Genomic DNA, 16,459 nt, shown 5'->3' with positions numbered 1-16,459 from the left:
TGGGAGCACCAGTCGAACGACAAGCCCTACACGGTCTCGCCGATCACGGTGCGCAACGGCCTGCCGGGCATCGAAATTCGCGTGTTCACCGTTGAAGCAGAACAACAGCTCAGAGCCGCGGTTGCCAGGGCGCTGCCTGTCCGGCTCGTCTCTCAGCGTACGAGAGTCGGTTCGCCGCGCAGCATCGCCACCTCGTTGTGGGATGAGCTGGCAGCGGGCGCCGGGTCGGGGCCAGTCCCTCTCCCTCTCCAAGCACCCCACCCTGCGCTCCACACCCACCCTGCGCTTTTTGTGCGTCTTTGCACAACCAACGCAGGATTAGCCTCAACCGCAGGACCAGGCGGGCCGGACGCCCCAGACAAACAACCACCCTGCATTCCACGTCACCCTGCGCTCCGCACTCACCCTGCGCTTTTCGTGCGTCTTTGCACAACAATCGCAGGGCCAACCGGGGCCGCAGGGCCAACCTGACGGGCGCCCGCTACCCCGCAAAGCGCCAGCTACGCGGCGTCTGCTCCGGCGGCGGCGCGGGCCGCCACCGCCATGGCACGCTCCAGGTGCTCCAGGTCGTCGTCGGTGATCGCCGTCGAGCAGAACCAGGCCTCGAAACCGCTCGGGGGCAGCCAGATGCCCTCGTCGAGGGCGGCGTGGAAGAAGCGGGCGAACGCCTCGTGGTCCTGGCGGGCGGCCGAGTCGAAGTCGACCACCGGCTGGTCGGTGAGGAAGAAGCTGAACAGGCTCGTCACCTTGTTGAGCCGGTGGGCGACGCCCTCGCGGTCGAGTGCGGACGACACGATGCCGGCCACCTGGTCGGCGATGCGGTAGAGCCGCTGGTAGGCGGCCTCGTCCATGAGCTCCAGGGTGGCCAGGCCGGCAGCGCAGGCCGCCGGGTTGCCGGACAGCGTCCCGGCCTGGTAGATCGGGCCGACCGGCGCCAGCTGGTCCATCAGTTCGGCGCGCCCGGTGACCGCGGCGAGCGGCATGCCGCCGCCGATCACCTTGCCGAAGGTGAACAGGTCGGGCGCCCAGCCCTCCTGCCGGCCCTGCAGGCCCCAGCCGCCGGTGGGGCTCACCCGGAAACCGGCCAGCACCTCGTCCTGGATCAGCAGCGCCCCGTGACGGTGCGCGATCTCGTACAGCCCCTTGTTGAAGCCCTCCGGCGGCACGATGACTCCCATGTTCGCCGGCACCGACTCGGTGACGACGGCGGCGATCTCGGTGCCGCGCTCGGCGAAGACCTGCTCGACCAGGTCGAGCCGCCCGTACGGCACGGTCAGCGTGTCGGCGGCGATCTCGGCCGGCACGCCGGGCGAGTCGGGCAGGCCCAGGCTCGCCACGCCGGAGCCGGCGGCCACGAGGAAGGAGTCGGCGTGGCCGTGGTAGCAGCCGACGAACTTGAGCAGCAGCGGCCGTCCGGTCGCGCCGCGGGCGATGCGGGCGGCCGTCATGACCGCCTCGGTGCCCGAGCAGGTGAACCGGATCTTCTCGACGGCCCCGGCCATCCGCTCGACGACTCTCTGCGCCAGGCGCAGCTCGATCTCGCTGCTGGCGCCGAAACTCGTCGCGCGGGCCACCTCGGCCTGAACCGCCTCGACGACTGCCGGGTGCGAGTAGCCGACGATGAGCGGACCCCAGCTGTTGACGAGGTCGAGGTAGTCCCGGCCGTCGACGTCGGTGATCCGGCTGCCCCGCCCCGACGCCGCGAACACGGGCGTGCCGCCGACCCGCCCGAAGGCCCGCACCGGGCTCGAGACGCCGCCGGGCATCACCTCGCGGGCTTGTGCGAACAGTTCCTCGCTGCGGGTCATCGGGGCTCCTCACGGTCGACCGCCGTGCGCCCGGTCCAGGCGCACGGCGGCAGTGTATTCGTTCCGGCGGGCATGCCGGATGCCGGGTCTCGGCCTCATGGGCGACGCGCGGTTCAGCGGCTGGGTCGGGTCCAGGCCGCATGGACGATGCTGTCGGGGAAACCATTCCGACCGACGTCACGGCTACCCGGACGCCATGCCGCCACCGGCGCACGGAGAGCATGACCGGGTGCCTGGCCCAGCCGGCCCCGGACACCAGGATTCAGGCGCGCCCGCACCGCACAGGGCATCGCCGGGTCGATGGGCCGGCCGACATCCGTATCCGTTCGGCCCGGAACGCCGACAGCCGGATTCACCCGGTCAGCCAGCGGGCCGCCTCGGTGGCCCAGTAGGTGATGATCATCGACGCCCCGGCGCGTTTGACACCGGTGAGGGCCTCCATGATGCAGCGCCGCCGGTCGAGGGCGCCGGCCCTGGCGGCGAACTCAATCATCGCGTACTCACCGGAGACCACGTAGGCCGCCACCGGCACATTCGAGAGCTTGGTGGCCCGGTTGAGCACGTCGAGATAGGGCAGCGCTGGCTTGACCATGACGATGTCGGCGCCCTCGGCCAGGTCGAGCTCGATCTCGCGCAGCCCCTCGACGACATTGGCCGGGTCCTGCTGGTAGGCGCGCCGGTCGCCGGTGAGCTGGGAGTCGACGGCCTCGCGGAAGGGACCGAAGAAACCGGAAGCGTACTTGGCCGAGTAGGCCATGAGGATCGTGTCGGTGTGCCCGGCCGCGTCGAGGGCCTCGCGGATCACGCCGATCTGGCCGTCCATCATGCCCGAGGGGCCGAGCATCGTGGCGCCCGCGTCGGCGAGCACCACCGACATCCTCGCGTACAGCGGCAGCGTCGCGTCGTTGTCGACCCGCCCGTCGGGGGTCAGGACGCCGCAGTGGCCGTGGTCGGTGAACTCGTCCAGGCAGACGTCTGCGATGACCGGCATGCCCGGCTCTGCCTCGACGGCCCAGCGCACCGCGTTGGCGAGCACCCCCTCGGGGTTCCAGCCCTGCGAGCCCTGCGGGTCGCGCACGGCGGGGGTGCCGAACAGCATGACCGCGCCGACCCCGGCGTCGGCCGCCTCGTGCACGGCCTGCTGCAGCGAGGCCTTCGTGTGCTGACGCACCCCGGGCATCGAGGCGATCTCTCGCGGGGCGTCCAGCCCCTCGACGACGAACATCGGCTCGATGAGATCGGCCGGGTGCAGGCGTGTCTCGGCGACCAGTTCGCGGACGGCCGGGGTGCTGCGCAGGCGGCGCGGGCGCTGGAGGATGCGGTAACGGCTCTCACTCACGGCGTGACTCCCCTGACGGCGGGCACTGCGCCACCCGGGTTGGGGCAGCAGTCCGCGCCGCCGCAGTCATCGTCCCCCCTGTGGTCCTCGCCGGCAAGCCCGCGGGCGACGAGCTCGGCGAGGCCGTCGAGGAAGACCGGCTCGTTGGCGACGGTCGGCACCCGGTGGAAGCCCATGCCGTGACCCCTGGCGGTCTGGGCGGCCTCGTTGTCGAGATCCCAGATGACCTCCATGTGGTCGGACAGGAAACCGATCGACACCACGATGACGTCCTTGACGTCCTGGGTGGCCAGCTCGTCGATGACGTCGTTGACGTCGGGCGTCAGCCAGGAGTCGCCGGGGGCGCCGCCCTGGGAGGTGTAGCACAGCTGCCAGTCGGGCCGCAGCCCCTGCCCGGCGAGACCGGCGAGGATCCGGTCGATGACGCGGCGGTGCTGCCCGAGGTAGCCGTCGCCGCCGACACCGGAGCTCTCGGACAGCCCGGTCGGCAGCGAGTGGGTGGTGAACAGCAGCGTCGCGTCCGGGTGGGCGCGCACGACGGGTTCGAGCAGGCCGACCTGGGCGTCGACGAAGCCGGGCATGTCGTAGAACGGGTTGATCTTGGCGACCTCGAGCCTCGGCCGCCCGTCGTCGTCGACGGGTGTCGCAGCGGCGAGCGCCTCACGGTAGAAGCGGCAGCCCACGTACGAGGAGTAGGCGGCCGGCACGAGCACGAGGACGCGCTCGTGGCCCCCGGCGGCCAGCTGCGCCAGCGTCTGCTCGGGGAACGGTACCACGTGGGCGTGCGTCAGGCGGACCGGCACGTCCAGGCCCCTGGCGCGCAGGCGGGTGGCCAGATCGTCGGCGAGCTTCTGGTTCTGGCCGTTGAGCGGGCTCACGCCGCCGAAGTGGGCGTAGTGCTCACGCACCGTGGCCATGCGCTCGGGGGTGATACGGCCGCCGGTGATGTGCTTGAGGAAGGGCTCGACCTCGTCCATCGACGTCGGACCGCCGAAGCCCATGACGACCAGGGCGTCGTAGTAGGTGCTCATCTCGTGACTCCTTCGTTGACGGGGTTGCGTGGATGGGCGTCTCCCATGGCAGGGGCCTCGCAGGAGGATCGTCGGGCCGCCGCGGCGTCGAGCACGGCGTCGGCGCGGCGGCGGCCGTCGGCGACGCACTCGGGCAGCCCCACGCCGTGCAGCGCGGAACCGGCGACCGCCCAGGTGGGGCGCCGGCGGGCGAGTTCGCCGTCGACGGCAGCGGCCCGGTCGAGGTGGCCGACCGTGTACTTGGGCATGACCGCGTGCCAGCGGTCGATGCGCGTGAGGGTGGGTTCGCCGTGCACGCCGAGCAGCGGGCGCACGTGGCCGAGCACGCCGGCGAGCAGCTGCTCGTCGGGGGCGTTGGTGAGCGGGCCGCGCTTGTCGGGGACGAAGACGCGGACGAGCACCTGCCCGTCGGGGGCGCGTCCGGCGTACTTCACCGAGCTGGTCGTCACGCCGCTGATGGGGCCCGGGTCGGCCACGAGCCAGCCCTGCGAGTCGGGCACCCGGTCGAAGTCGGCGGCCCGGAAGCCGAGCGAGACGACGGTGGTCGAGGCCAGCGGGATCTCGTCGAGGGCGGCGGCGGCCGCCGGGGCGGGCTCGGCGAGCAGCTGCGCGGAGCAGGCTGCGCCGCCGGCAAGGACGACGGCGTCGGCCGCCACGAGGCCGCCGTCGGCAAGTTCGACGCCCGCGTCGGTGAGGCGGGCCGCGGTCGCGCCGGTGCGCAGCTCGGCGCCCCGTTCGGTGAGGCGGGCGGCGAGCACCTCGATGACGCGGCCGAGACCGCCGGTGAGGGTGCGGAACGGGGAGCCGGTGGCGCCGGGCGTCGCGGCGCCCGCGGCGTGCGCCCTGCGGCCCTGGGCCAGCGAGGCGAGCATGAGGGAGCGGTGGTCCTGCTCGTTCTGCCGCAGCGACGGGAGCACCGCGTCGAGGCTCAGCTCGTCGATGGCCGCGCCGTAGATGCCGCCGACCATGACCTCGGCGTAGCGGTCGACGATGCCGTCGCCCAGCCGGGCGCGCAGGAAGGCGCCGATGGAGACGTCGGTGCCGTCCTCGAGCCGGCGGGGCATGAGCAGGTCGAGTCCGGCGCGGATCTTGTCGGGCCAGCTGAGCACGCCGGTGGTGACGAACGGCCACAGCCTGGTGGGCAGCACCATGCCCATGCCGGCGGGCATCGGCCGCAGCGCGCCGCGTGACAGCAGCGCCACGCGGCGGGCGTCGCCGGGGGCGATGACCTCGTCGGCGATGCCGAGTTCGTCCAGCAGCTGGGCGAGGGCCGGCTTGTAGGCGACGTAGCTGTCGGGGCCGGCCTCGACGACGAAGCCGTCGCGGCGGGTCGTGCGGATCTTGCCGCCGAGGCGGCCGGAGGCCTCCAGCACGGTGACATGGGCGCCCCGGCAGGCGCCCTGCCAGGCGGCGGCCAGGCCCGCGAGGCCGCCGCCGACGACGACCAGGCGCGGACCCGGGCAGCCCCCGGGCGCGCCCTGGCTCATGCCGTGGCCCCGCTCACGGCGGCCGACTGGCGCTCCCCGGGATGCTCCGGGTGGACGCCCGCCCGGGCCGCGGCCGGCTTGTAGGGGCACAGCGGGTCGGACTCGAGGGGGTCGCCGGTCCACGCGTAGGCGCGGGCGCGGGAGCCGCCGCACCACCTGTTGAACTCGCAGATGCCGCAGTCGCCCTTGAAACCGTCGGGGCGGCGCAGGGCCCGCATGAGCTCGGTGTCGCGGTACAGCTCGACGATCGAGCGCTCTCGCACATTGCCGACACTGGTGGGCAGGAAGCCCGAGGGCATCACCTCGCCGAGGTGGGAGATGAACATGATGCCGTTGCCGTCGCGGATGCCGAAGCCGCGTGAGGCCGGGGAGTTGATGATCTGCTCCTCGGTCTGGCCGGCCTGCATCAGCCGCTGGGCGATGATGCGCCGGTACTGCATGGCCTCGGTCGTCTTGATGCGGAAGGGCGCGTCGGGACGACGCTTGTTCCACTCGATGAGGGTGCGTTCGGCGTCGCCGGGACTCATCTCGCGCAGCTGGGCGCCGCGGCCCACCGAGATGAGGAAGAACAGGCTCCACTGGAAGAGCTTGTAGCCCTTGAGCAGCTCGTAGATGTCCTCCAGGTCGGCGACCGTGGTGTCGGTGACGAGCGTGTTGATCTGCATGGGCATGCCGACCTCGTTGGCGTCGGCGAGGGCCTGCAGGGTGGCGTCGAAGGTGCCCGGCACCTGCCGCACGCCGTCGTGGTGCTCGGGCGTGGAGCCATCGAGGGACAGCGACATGGCCTGCACGCCGAGGGCCGCCATGTCGGCGATCCGCTCCTTGGTGAGCAGCGGGGTGACGGCCGGGGACAGCGAGACGCCGATGCCGCGGTTGCGTGCCTCGGCGATGAGCTCGTCCAGGTCGAAGCGGCGCAGCGGGTCGCCCCCGGTCATGATGACGTGCGGCATGGGGTTGCCGAAACCGGCGACCTGGTCGAGGATGCGCAGCGCCTCGTCGTGAGTGAGCTCGCCGGGCGGCGGTTGGAGCTGGGCGCTCGCGCGGCAGTGCCGGCAGGCCAGGGCGCAGGCCGTGGTCAGTTCCCAGTAGATGATCATGGGGGCGCGGTCGTAGGCCCAGTCGACAGGTTTGACCGAACCGATCCCGGCTGGTCGCTGCATGATCATTCTCCTTTCTCCGCGCCGGCGCCGTGCACGACGTCGACGATGTGTGCGAGCACCTGCGGGTTCGTGTCCTTGGGGACCCCGTGTGCCAGGTTGACGATGTGGGCGGGGGCCCGGCGCCCCTCCGCGAGGATCCGTCCCAGTGCGGCGTCGATGGCCTCGATCGGACCGGACAGCAGCGCCGGGTCGAGATTGCCCTGCAGCACGGTGCCGCCGCCGAGCAGGTCGTTGGCCCGGGCGAGTGTGAGGTCGGCGGCGACGCCCATGACGTCGGCCCCGGCGTCGCGCATGGCGCGCAGCAGCCCGGCGGTGCCGGTGCCGAAGTGGATGCGCGGGACGCCGAGCCGGCCGATCGCCCGCAGCACCCGGCCGGACGCGGGCTGGGCGTGGACGAGGTAGTCGGCCTCGGACAGCCGGCCGGCCCAGGAGTCGAACAGCTGGATGGCGCTGGCGCCGGCGAGCACCTGGGCGCGCAGGAAGGCGATGTCGGCGCGGGCCACCCAGTCGAGCAGGCGGTCGAAGACCTCGGGCCGGGCGCGCATGAGGGCCCTGGTGTGCTCGTGGGTGGCCGAGGGGGCGCCCTCGACGAGGTAGGACGCCACCGTGTAGGGGGCGCCGGCGAAGCCGATGAGCGGGACGTCGCCGAGTTCGCCGGTGACCAGGCGCACGGCCTCGCGGATGGGTTCGAGGGCCTCGTCGCCGAGTTCGGGCAGGGCATCGACGTCGGCCGCGGTGCGCACCGGGCGGTCGAGCACGGGCCCGACGCCGGGGGCGATGTCGACGCCGACGCCCGCCAGCTTCAGCGGCACCATGATGTCGGAGTAGAAGATCGCGGCGTCGACTCCGTAGCGGCGCACGGGCTGCAGGGTCAGTTCGGCGGCCAGCGCCGGGTTCAGGCAGCTCTCGAGCATCCCGGTGCCCTCGCGGGCGGCCCGGTACTCGGGCAGGGAGCGTCCGGCTTGGCGCATGAACCACACGGGCGTGCGCTCGGGGCGATCGCCCCGGGCGGCCCGCAGCAGCGGGCCGGCGGCGACGCCGGGGCGGCGGCTCGGGTGCTCGGGGCCCAGCTCGTCCCCGGCCGCTCCCCCGCCCTGCGCTCCGGCGCCGGGGGCGCCGAGGATGCCGGCGAGCTCGGCGGCCAGGGCGGCGGGGGCGGTGCTGGTGCACTCGATGACGTCCAGGCCCAGCTCGCGGGCGGTGGCGCTGGTCGTCGGGCCGGCGCCGATGACGCGGGTGCCGGCGCCGATGCCCTCCGGCCCGGCGAACCGGGCGAGGGCGCGGGCGGCGCTGGAGGAGCGCAGCAGGACCGCCGAGTAGGCGCCGCGGGCCAGCGCCCCGACGCTGGTGGGGGCCTCGGGCCTGCTGTCGGTGGTGTAGACGGGCAGCTGCATGACGCGCCAGCCGCCGGCGCGCAGGCCCTCGGGCAGCTCGGCGCGGGCTATCCGGCTGCCGGGCAGGATGGCCAGGGGTTCGACGACGGGCATCGGCAGGGCGCGGATCTGCGGCAGGACGATGTCGTTGAGCAGTTCGACGAGGGCCTTCGCGGTGGGTGCGGTCTCGGCGCGGTCGGCCAGGGCCTCGGGCAGGGTGTCGAGGGTGCCGCGGCCGGTGGCGAACACGCGCAGGCCCTGGTTGAGGGCGGTGGCGACGGCGCGTTCCAGTGGTCCTGCCCCGGCCGCCGCCTCGAGGTGGCCCCAGGTGCGCGGCGATGTGATGACGAGGGCAGTCTGGGCGCCGGCCGCCGACAGCAGCCCCACCAGGCGGCGGGCCGGCATCGGGTCGTCGCAGGCGCGGTTCACCAGGTAGGGGTCGATGCTGCTGGCGATGCCGTGGGCGTCGAGCGCGGCGGCGTCCCGCTCGTTGCCGTCGGGGCGGATGAGCAGGACCGGCCTGCGGTCGGGGCTGCTCACCGGGCACCTCCCAGCAGTTCGGCGGCGGCGCGGGAGCCGAGCGCGACGGCGTCGGCGAGGGGCTCGTCGCCGAGTTCGGCGCTGACCTCGACGCGTGCGTAGTCGACGCCGAGGTGGCCGGACAGCTCGGCGGTGAGCCGCAGGGTGCGGCCGTCCAGTTCGCTGTGGGCGCCGACGGCGGTCGTGCAGGTGGCCTGGACGCCGGCGAGCACCTGGCGTTCGGCGGTGACGCGCAGGCGGGTGTCGGCGTCGTCGATGCGGCCCACCGCGGCGGCCATCGGGTGGTCGGCGCGCATCTCGACGGCCAGGGCCCCCTGGCCCGGGGCGGGGACGAGGACGGCGGGGTCGATGGGTTCGGTGATCTCGTCGCCGCGGTCGATGCGCTGCAGGCCGGCGGCGGCCAGGACGGCGGCGTCCACCTCGCCGCTGCGGACCTTGCACACGCGGGTGTCGACGTTGCCGCGGATCGGGACGATCTGGAGGTCGGGGCGGGCGCGCAGCAGCGCGGCGGCGCGGCGGGGGCTCGACGTGCCGACCCGGGCGCCGGCGGGCAGCTCGGCGAGCGTCAGTCGGTCGCGGCTGACGAGGGCGTCCAGTGCGCTGACGCGCCGGGGCACGGCGACGACCCGCAGGCCGGGTTCGGGCGCGAACGGCAGGTCCTTGAAGGAGTGGACGGCGACGTCGACGCCCCCTGCGGACAGCACGTCGCGCAGCCGGGCGGCGAAGGCCCCCGGGCGGGGCGGGGCGGACAGCGGGATCGACAGGTCGTCGCCCTCGGTGCGTACGCGGACGAGTTCGGCCACGCCTCCGGTGGCGTTCTCGATGAGTTCGGCGACCGTCAGGGTCTGCGCGACGGCCAGCCTGGAGCCGCGGGTGCCGATGCGCAGCGGCTCTGTCCAGGTCTTCCAGGTCATTCGTCGACCTCGATCCCCAGCAGCACGTCGAGGGCCGTGACGAACTCGTCGACCCGCCCCTCCTCGGCGAGCCGGCTGCCGCGGAGGGAAGGGGTGTGGAGCAGGACGCCGGTCAGGTGACGCAGCGAGCGTTCGACGGCCTCGCAGACCTCCTCGGACTCGCGGGCGCGCACCCGGGCGATCTCGCGGTCGACGAGGACGCCCACCTCGGAGCGCATGGCGGCGATGGCGGGATCGGCGCCGCGGGAGCGTTCCTTGGCAAGGTGTCTGGCGACGCCCCTGTCGACGACCTGCTGGGCCTGGTCGATGACATCGCGCTGGGCCTCGTCGGCCCGGTCGCGCACCTGCTCCAGGGTGACGAGGCGGACGCCGGGCAGGTCCTTGGCGTCCTCGGCGAGGTCGCCGCCGAGGGAGAGGTCGACGATGGGGAACGACCCGGGCCTGGCGAGTTCGGGGCGGCCGGCCAGCAGGCCCTCCGCGCTCAGCTCGGTGCCGGTGCCGCTGCAGGTGACGATGAGGTCGGCGGCCGCGACGCCGTCGGCGAACTCCGAGTCGGCCAGCGGGACGACGTCGTGGCGGGCGGCGAACTGCTCGGCGCGGCCGGAGGCCGACCAGCAGAAGACCCGGCCGGAGCGGCGCGTCCCGAGTTCTGCGAAGACGACGCGGGCGAAGGCGCCGGTGCCCACGAGGAGCACCCTCCTGCCGCGCAGGCCGCCGGGCAGGCCGGCCATGTCGAGACCGACGCCGGCGACGGACCGGCCGGCGGCACCCAGCGAGGTGCGGCTGGCGACGGCCCGCGAACTGGTGAGAGCGTCCTGGAGGAGGCGGTGGAGGCGGCCGGTGCACTGGCCGCGCTCGGAGGCGAGCTCGTAGGCGCGGCGCAGCTGCCCGGCCACCTGTTTGTCGCCGATGACCGCGGCCCGCATGCCGGCGGCGACCTCGAAGACGTGCTGGACGGCGGCCTCACCGGTGGTCGTGCGCAGGCCCGCCAGGGCGCGCTCGTCGACGTCCGGGACGAGTTCGCGGGCCAGGGCGGCGAGCTGGGCACGCAGCCGCTCTGCGTCGAGCCGGTCGTCCGTGTCGCAGATCAGTTCGAACCGGTTGCACGTGGACAGCAGGACGGCCCCGGCGACGTCGGCCTGCCGGGACATGAGAACACGGGAGAGCTCCCCGCCACCGTCGGACAGTGTGGCCAGAGCCGCCAGAGGGGCGGTCCGGTGATCCACCCCGATGACTTGGATGCGCACGATGGCATAGTAGGCCCTGCCAGGATGCGACCGTGAGTCCCAAAAATGGCGACATCCCGTCTCACCCCGGTTTCCGGGCAGAAATAGTCCCAAATTATGCCTTCGGCTGTATCCATCGATCTGCCCCCTTCACAGCCCGCCCCCGCCGAGGGCGCTATCGGGCATGGCATCGAGATGCCACGGCACTTGAATGTCGTCACTGCCGACGGGGCACCGGCGGGGCGCGAGGGGCCCGGTCCAGGGCCATGCCCCGAAGGCCGCCCGGCAGCATCGGGCCCGCAGCGGCCGCCCGCATCGGCCATACTTGGGGAAGCGGCCTCCTCCCCGATGCCGCGGACCCGGCAGGAAGGCAGTCATCTCGTGTGCGGTTTCATGACGTTCATCTCCACCGGCACCCTGCGCACCGAGCGCGTCGAGCAGGTGCGGGCGGGAATGGTCCAGCAGCGCCACCGCGGCCCCGATGACACCGAGGTCTGGCACGACGACCGAGTCGTGATGGGCTTCAACCGGCTGTCGATCATCGACATCGAGAACTCCGGGCAGCCGCTGTGCTGGGGCACCCCCGAGGAACCGGACCGCTACTGGATGGTCTTCAACGGCGAGATCTACAACTACCTGGAGCTGCGCGCCGAGCTGGCCGCCGACGACGGCGCCCTCTTCCGCACCGAGGGCGACGGCGAGGCCATCGTCGCCGGCTACCACTACCACGGCGCCGCCTGGGTCTCCAGGCTGCGGGGCATGTTCGCCTTCGTCATCTGGGACACCAAGGAGCAGAAGGCCTTCGGCGCCCGCGACTGGTTCGGCATCAAGCCGCTGTACACCGCCACCACCGAGGACGGTTTCGCGTTCAGCTCCGAGGCCAAGAGCCTGCGCGAACTCACCGGCACGGCCGAGGTGAACACCCGCGCCCTGCAGCACTACCTCGTCCTGCAGTACGCGCCCGAGCCGGAGTCCCTGGACGCCAGGCTCACCAAGATCGAGTCCGGCTGCTCCTTCACTATCGAGGACGGCCGCTTCGAGCAGACCCGCTACTTCCACCCCGTCTTCGACTCCAAGCCGGTCGTCGGCGTCCAGGCCCAGGAGGACCTCTACGACCGGATCGCCGCCGTGCTCGACGACTCGGTCGCCAAGCACATGCGCGCCGACGTGACGGTCGGCTCGTTCCTGTCCAGCGGTATCGACTCGACGGCGATCGCCGCCCTGGCCAAGCGTTACAACCCCGACCTGCTCACCTTCACCGCCGCGTTCAAGGCCGAGGGTTACTCGGAGAACGACGTCGCCGACGAGTCGGCGAAGGCCATCGGCGTCGAGCACGTCACCCGCTGGGTCACCGAGGAGGAACTCACCAAGACCCTGCCGCTCATCATCTGGTACCTCGACGACCCGGTCGCCGACCCGGCCCTGGTGCCGCTGTACTTCGTCGCGAACGAGGCCCGCAAGCACGTCAAGGTGGTGCTGTCGGGCGAGGGCGCCGACGAGTTCTTCGGCGGCTACACGATCTACCACGAGCCGGTCTCGCTGGCCCCGTTCGAGAGGCTGCCCGGCGCCCTGCGCCGCGGCCTCGGGGCGGTCAGCCGGGTGCTGCCGAACGGCATGCGCGGCAAGGACATGCTGCGGCGCGGCGCCCTGCGGCTGGAGGACCGCTACTACGGCAACGCCCGCATCTTCCGCGAGGACCAGCTGCCGGGCCTGCTGCGCAGCTACGACCCGTCGATCAGTTTCCACGACGTCACCGACCCCGCCTACGCGCTCTCGCAGGGATGGGACCCGGTGCAGCGCATGCAGCACGTCGACCTGTTCAGCTGGCTGCGCGGCGACATCCTCGTCAAGGCCGACCGGATGACGATGGCGAACTCGCTGGAGCTGCGGGTGCCGTTCCTCGACAAGGAGGTCTTCGAGGTGGCCCGGCACATCCCGATGAGCGAGAAGCTGGCCGAGAACACCACGAAGTACGCCATGCGCAAGGCCCTGGAGCGGATCGTGCCGGCCCACGTGCTGCACCGCCGCAAGCTCGGCTTCCCGGTGCCGACCCGCGTCTACCTCAAGGGCGACTCCTACGCCTGGGCGCGCGACATCATCACGAACTCCCCCACCGACGAGTTCATCGACCCGAAGGCGGCCATGACGCTGCTGGACGAGCACCGCGCCGGGGTCGCCGACCACTCCCGCCGGGTGTGGACGATCGTCTGCTTCATGCTCTGGTACGACATCTTCGTCGCCGGCACCATCACCCCCGAGGTGCCGCGCCCCGAGTACCCGGTACGGCTGTAAACCGGCACCGCGGACGACCCAACGGCAGCCGCCCGCCAGGACCCGGCCTGCCCGCCCCGAGTCATCCACGATCCCACTGCCCGGAGAAGCGGGGCCTCGGCGACCGGGCGGGCTCGGGGTGCTCAGTCGATGAGTTCGTCTTGGTCCGCGCTGACGAGCAGGGCGAACCGGACGGCGTCGGGGTGCGCCTCCTGCGCGAGCGGGAGGAACTCCTCGGCCCACCGCGTGAGGATGATGAACTCGACCGCGGGCCAGGCGTACGGCTCGCCCGGGACCGGATCACCGCCCGATCCCATCACCATGACGACGTATGGTTCGAGGGCATCGCTCCAGCGACTCCATCTTTCGCGCCGTGACGGGGCTGGCCGGCCCCTTCGCGTGGCACCATTCCAAGGCCCGCTCGTCGATCCCGTCGGGGTCCTGATGCAGGGCTGGCACAAGCTCCTCGACGAGCACCCCGTCCCCCCGTCCACCGGCCGCTGATGTCATACCGCACACCGGGGTCAACCTCACCTGTCCCCATGACAGCGATGCCCTCATGATTGTCATCAGGAAAGGCCTTCAACCGAAGCACTCCTCCCTCGGCCACGACCCAGCCACGGGCCCAGCAGGCATCACCTGGCCGAAGCACCAACGCCATGTCGCATCCCTCCGAACTCACCTGTCGTAAATGTGGTCCCGGGCGCCGACGTCGAGGACGAGCACGATGAGTTCGGTGTCGCGGATGTCACAGATCAACCGGTAGTCACCCACTCGGTATCGCCACAGACCAGCCAGCCTCCCAGTGAGCGCCTTACCCCGTATCCGTGGGTTGCCTGTCCTGATGATGGCGGTGAGAGCGTCACGAATGCGGCGAGCCGTCTGCCGGTCGGCCTTTCGCAACCAGCGCACGACATGTGGGTCGTACTCGAGCTGCCACTGCGTCACGAGACGGAGTCCAGAGCGTCAGCGGCCGGCTCGTCATCAAAACCGAGTTCCTCGTCAACCCTGCGAGCCGAGATCGTTTCGGCCTGCCCTGACCGATGGGCAGCAGCCCGCTCGGCGATGCGCAGTTCCCATTCCAAGGCGTCGAGGTCGCGTTCCAACAGTTCACGCACGACGTCACCCTGACTGCGGCGCGTCGCACGGGCAATCGCTGCGATGCGCTCCTTCACCTCATCTGACACGCGAACCGAGATCGGGGACCCAAGACCGGAAGCCATGTATACATGGTAAACGATGTATACGTCACAACGTCAGCCGAATTCGAGCGACATCTTCCGCTTCCCGACCCGGCCGGGCTCACCCCGATGTACACACGGGCAGCCTCCCCTGGTCACAATCACGCCGGGGCCGTCTGAGCTCACCCCGATGCGCACACGGGCAGCCTCCGGGGGGTGACGTTCACCGAACTGCTTGGGATGCTCACCCCGACGCGCACACGGGTAGCCCGGTATCAGAGCACGTCGGTCATGTGGGTCTCGAAGGCCTCGACGGCGGCGGCCGCGAGTTCGTCGGTGAACAGCTCGGCGATGACCTCGGGCGAGATGGTGAAGCGGCGCACCCCCAGGCCGGCGAGGGCGACGACGTGCTGGGCCGACTTGATGGAGGCGGCGACGACGAGCGGGCCCGAGCCGTCCTGGGCGATGGCGCTGGTCATGTGGGAGATCTCGGCTGCGGCGTCGCGGCCGGCCAGGAACATCCGGTTGAAGTAGGGGGCGACGTACTCGGCGCCCAGCGCGGCAGCGACGAGCGCCTGCCCGGCCGAGTAGACCGCCGTCATGAGCACCGGGACCCCGGCCGCCCGCAGCCGGAACGCCGCCTGCGCGCCGGGGGCGGTGGTGGGCACCTTGATGATCGCCTCGGGTGCCATGGCGCGAATTCGCTGGGCGTGGGCGTACAGCTCCTCGGCGCCGGCGCCCCAGGTCTGGACGAAGAACTCGGAGGCACCGAGCTCACGCGACCTGGCGTACAACGTCGGCACGTCGGCCAGGCGCACGGCGGCGTCCCTCAGCAGGGTCGGGTTCGTCGTGACGCCGCGGAAGACCCCGGTGGGCAGCCACTTCTCGTGGACCGCCGTATCGGCGGAGTCGATGTAGAACCCGAGCGGCACAGGCGTGGTCATGGCGGAATCCTTCGTTGCGGCGGGAACGTGCTGTCGTGAGGCTCGGTTCAATATCCGAGAACGATTCAGTCCTATCACCCGCCGCGGGCCCCGTCGTGTCGTCCGGCGACGCGCATCCCCCACCCCCATGAAGTCTCCAACAGCCCTCTGACATGGGGTTGCACAATGAAATGATGCGCCAGCCGGCACCGGGGTGGCTATTGGTCCGGTCTTTTTCCGAGAACCGGAAAAGCGACGGCAGAACAAGCCGTTCACAACGCCTGACACAGACCATACCGTCGAATCCGTCACCACCCGAGCAGCAGTTGGAACGGAGCCATCCATGACGAACACGTGGCTGGAACTCGATGACCGAGTCGTCATCGTCACCGGAGGGAACTCCGGCATCGGCAAGCACATCGTCGACGGCCTGCGCGCCACCGGCGCCCGGGTCGCCTGCCTCGACCTGACCGTCACCGACGGGGTCGACGAGGACAGCGGCGTGTTCAACGTGAGCGTCGACGTCACCGACGCGGCAGCGGTCGAGGCCGCGGTCGCCGCGGTCGAGGAGCACTTCGGCCAGATCGACGTCCTGGTCAACAACGCCGGCGTCAACCAGCCGCGGCTGCTCGTCGACGCCAGGGGCGAGGCCCCGCAGTACGAGCTGGACGAGAAGGCATTCGACTTCATGGTCAACGTGAACGTCAAGGGCGCGTTCCTCATGACCCAGGCCGTGGCCCGCCGCCTCATCAAGGCGGGCAGGGGCATCGTCATCAACATCACGTCCGAGGCCGGGTCCGAGGGCTCGAAGGGCCAGTCGGTGTACTCGGCGACCAAGGGCGCCCTCAACGGTTTCACGCTGTCGTGGGCCAAGGAACTCGGCCCGCTGGGCATCCGCGTCGTCGGCGCTGCACCCGGCATCCTCGAACCGACCGGTCTGCGCAGCCCCGCCTACAATGAGGCACTCGCCTACACGCGCAACACGACCGTCGACCAGCTGTCGCCCGACTACAGCAAGTCCATCCCGCTGGGCCGCCCCGGAACGCTCGACGAGATCGCCGACGTCGTGTGCTTCCTCGCTTCCGACCGGTCCTCCTACATCACGGGCACGACCGTCACCATCACCGGCGGAAAATCGCACGGCTGACAGGACAACCACTGGCCCGTGCCGGGCACCGCCGGCCGGCACGGACCCCGACACTGCAA

Annotated in this window: 14 protein-coding genes and 1 pseudogene; 2 read left to right on the top strand and 13 right to left on the bottom strand. The window is 71.7% G+C overall.

Annotated elements, in window-relative coordinates:
* Nucleotides 1-500: 500 nt before the first annotated feature.
* The 9 genes and pseudogenes from hemL to D9T14_RS05800 form a co-directional block, all read right to left on the bottom strand.
* Nucleotides 501-1,808, bottom strand: a complete 1,308-nt coding sequence (gene hemL, locus D9T14_RS05835; RefSeq protein WP_119161347.1) for a glutamate-1-semialdehyde 2,1-aminomutase — start codon at nucleotides 1,806-1,808, stop codon at nucleotides 501-503.
* A 352-nt stretch (nucleotides 1,809-2,160) separates the two neighbouring features.
* Nucleotides 2,161-3,147, bottom strand: a complete 987-nt coding sequence (gene hemB, locus D9T14_RS05830; protein WP_119161346.1) for a porphobilinogen synthase — start codon at nucleotides 3,145-3,147, stop codon at nucleotides 2,161-2,163.
* Nucleotides 3,144-4,178, bottom strand: a complete 1,035-nt coding sequence (gene hemH / locus D9T14_RS05825; protein WP_119161345.1) for a ferrochelatase — start codon at nucleotides 4,176-4,178, stop codon at nucleotides 3,144-3,146. The genes hemB and hemH overlap by 4 nt, the downstream gene beginning before the upstream one ends.
* Entirely contained in the window at nucleotides 4,175-5,665 is a 1,491-nt protein-coding gene (gene hemG / locus D9T14_RS05820) for a protoporphyrinogen oxidase (protein ID WP_119161344.1), read from the bottom strand. Before hemG ends, hemH begins: the two co-directional genes overlap by 4 nt.
* Complete coding sequence (locus D9T14_RS05815; RefSeq protein WP_119161411.1) at nucleotides 5,662-6,825, bottom strand: TIGR04053 family radical SAM/SPASM domain-containing protein; 1,164 nt, start codon at nucleotides 6,823-6,825, stop codon at nucleotides 5,662-5,664. The genes hemG and D9T14_RS05815 overlap by 4 nt, the downstream gene beginning before the upstream one ends.
* A gap of 2 nt (nucleotides 6,826-6,827) precedes the next feature.
* Entirely contained in the window at nucleotides 6,828-7,895 is a 1,068-nt protein-coding gene (gene hemE / locus D9T14_RS14445) for a uroporphyrinogen decarboxylase (RefSeq protein WP_232012565.1), read from the bottom strand.
* A gap of 108 nt (nucleotides 7,896-8,003) precedes the next feature.
* Nucleotides 8,004-8,738, bottom strand: a pseudogene (locus D9T14_RS14440) (uroporphyrinogen-III synthase); the annotation flags it as partial.
* Complete coding sequence (hemC, locus tag D9T14_RS05805; protein ID WP_119161343.1) at nucleotides 8,735-9,652, bottom strand: hydroxymethylbilane synthase; 918 nt, start codon at nucleotides 9,650-9,652, stop codon at nucleotides 8,735-8,737. The pseudogene D9T14_RS14440 and the gene hemC, both read right to left, overlap by 4 nt.
* Nucleotides 9,649-10,899 carry a glutamyl-tRNA reductase gene (locus D9T14_RS05800; RefSeq protein ID WP_170175765.1) on the bottom strand — a complete coding sequence of 417 codons (1,251 nt, stop codon included), beginning with the start codon at nucleotides 10,897-10,899 and terminating at the stop codon, nucleotides 9,649-9,651. Before D9T14_RS05800 ends, hemC begins: the two co-directional genes overlap by 4 nt.
* 372 nt (nucleotides 10,900-11,271) lie before the next feature.
* On the opposite strand from D9T14_RS05800, the gene asnB reads away from it, so the two are divergent.
* The gene (gene asnB / locus D9T14_RS05795) at nucleotides 11,272-13,170 is read left to right on the top strand and encodes an asparagine synthase (glutamine-hydrolyzing) (RefSeq protein WP_119161409.1); all 1,899 of its coding nucleotides are present in this window, start codon (nucleotides 11,272-11,274) and stop codon (nucleotides 13,168-13,170) included.
* Between the two features lie 122 nt (nucleotides 13,171-13,292).
* Here asnB and D9T14_RS05790 read toward each other — a convergent pair whose 3' ends face one another.
* The 4 genes from D9T14_RS05790 to D9T14_RS13615 form a co-directional block, all read right to left on the bottom strand.
* The gene (locus D9T14_RS05790) at nucleotides 13,293-13,472 is read right to left on the bottom strand and encodes a hypothetical protein (protein WP_119161341.1); all 180 of its coding nucleotides are present in this window, start codon (nucleotides 13,470-13,472) and stop codon (nucleotides 13,293-13,295) included.
* 355 nt (nucleotides 13,473-13,827) lie between these two features.
* Nucleotides 13,828-14,097, bottom strand: coding sequence for a type II toxin-antitoxin system RelE family toxin (locus D9T14_RS05785; protein WP_119161340.1), 270 nt, complete (start codon nucleotides 14,095-14,097; stop codon nucleotides 13,828-13,830).
* Nucleotides 14,094-14,372 carry a ribbon-helix-helix protein, CopG family gene (locus tag D9T14_RS05780; RefSeq protein WP_119161339.1) on the bottom strand — a complete coding sequence of 93 codons (279 nt, stop codon included), beginning with the start codon at nucleotides 14,370-14,372 and terminating at the stop codon, nucleotides 14,094-14,096. The genes D9T14_RS05785 and D9T14_RS05780 overlap by 4 nt, the downstream gene beginning before the upstream one ends.
* A gap of 233 nt (nucleotides 14,373-14,605) precedes the next feature.
* Nucleotides 14,606-15,274, bottom strand: a complete 669-nt coding sequence (locus D9T14_RS13615) for a transaldolase family protein (protein ID WP_170175767.1) — start codon at nucleotides 15,272-15,274, stop codon at nucleotides 14,606-14,608.
* 322 nt (nucleotides 15,275-15,596) lie between these two features.
* On the opposite strand from D9T14_RS13615, the gene D9T14_RS05770 reads away from it, so the two are divergent.
* On the top strand, nucleotides 15,597-16,400 hold the full coding sequence (locus tag D9T14_RS05770; protein ID WP_119161337.1) for a sorbitol-6-phosphate dehydrogenase subunit: 804 nt from the start codon (nucleotides 15,597-15,599) through the stop codon (nucleotides 16,398-16,400).
* Nucleotides 16,401-16,459: the final 59 nt, after the last annotated feature.

The sequence above is a fragment of the Propionibacterium australiense genome (genome assembly GCF_003666605.1).
In the GTDB taxonomy this organism is placed as follows: Bacteria; Actinomycetota; Actinomycetes; order Propionibacteriales; family Propionibacteriaceae; genus Propionibacterium; species Propionibacterium australiense.
Note: the sequence above shows the minus strand (reverse complement) of the source record. Positions and strands in the feature narration are given on the sequence as shown.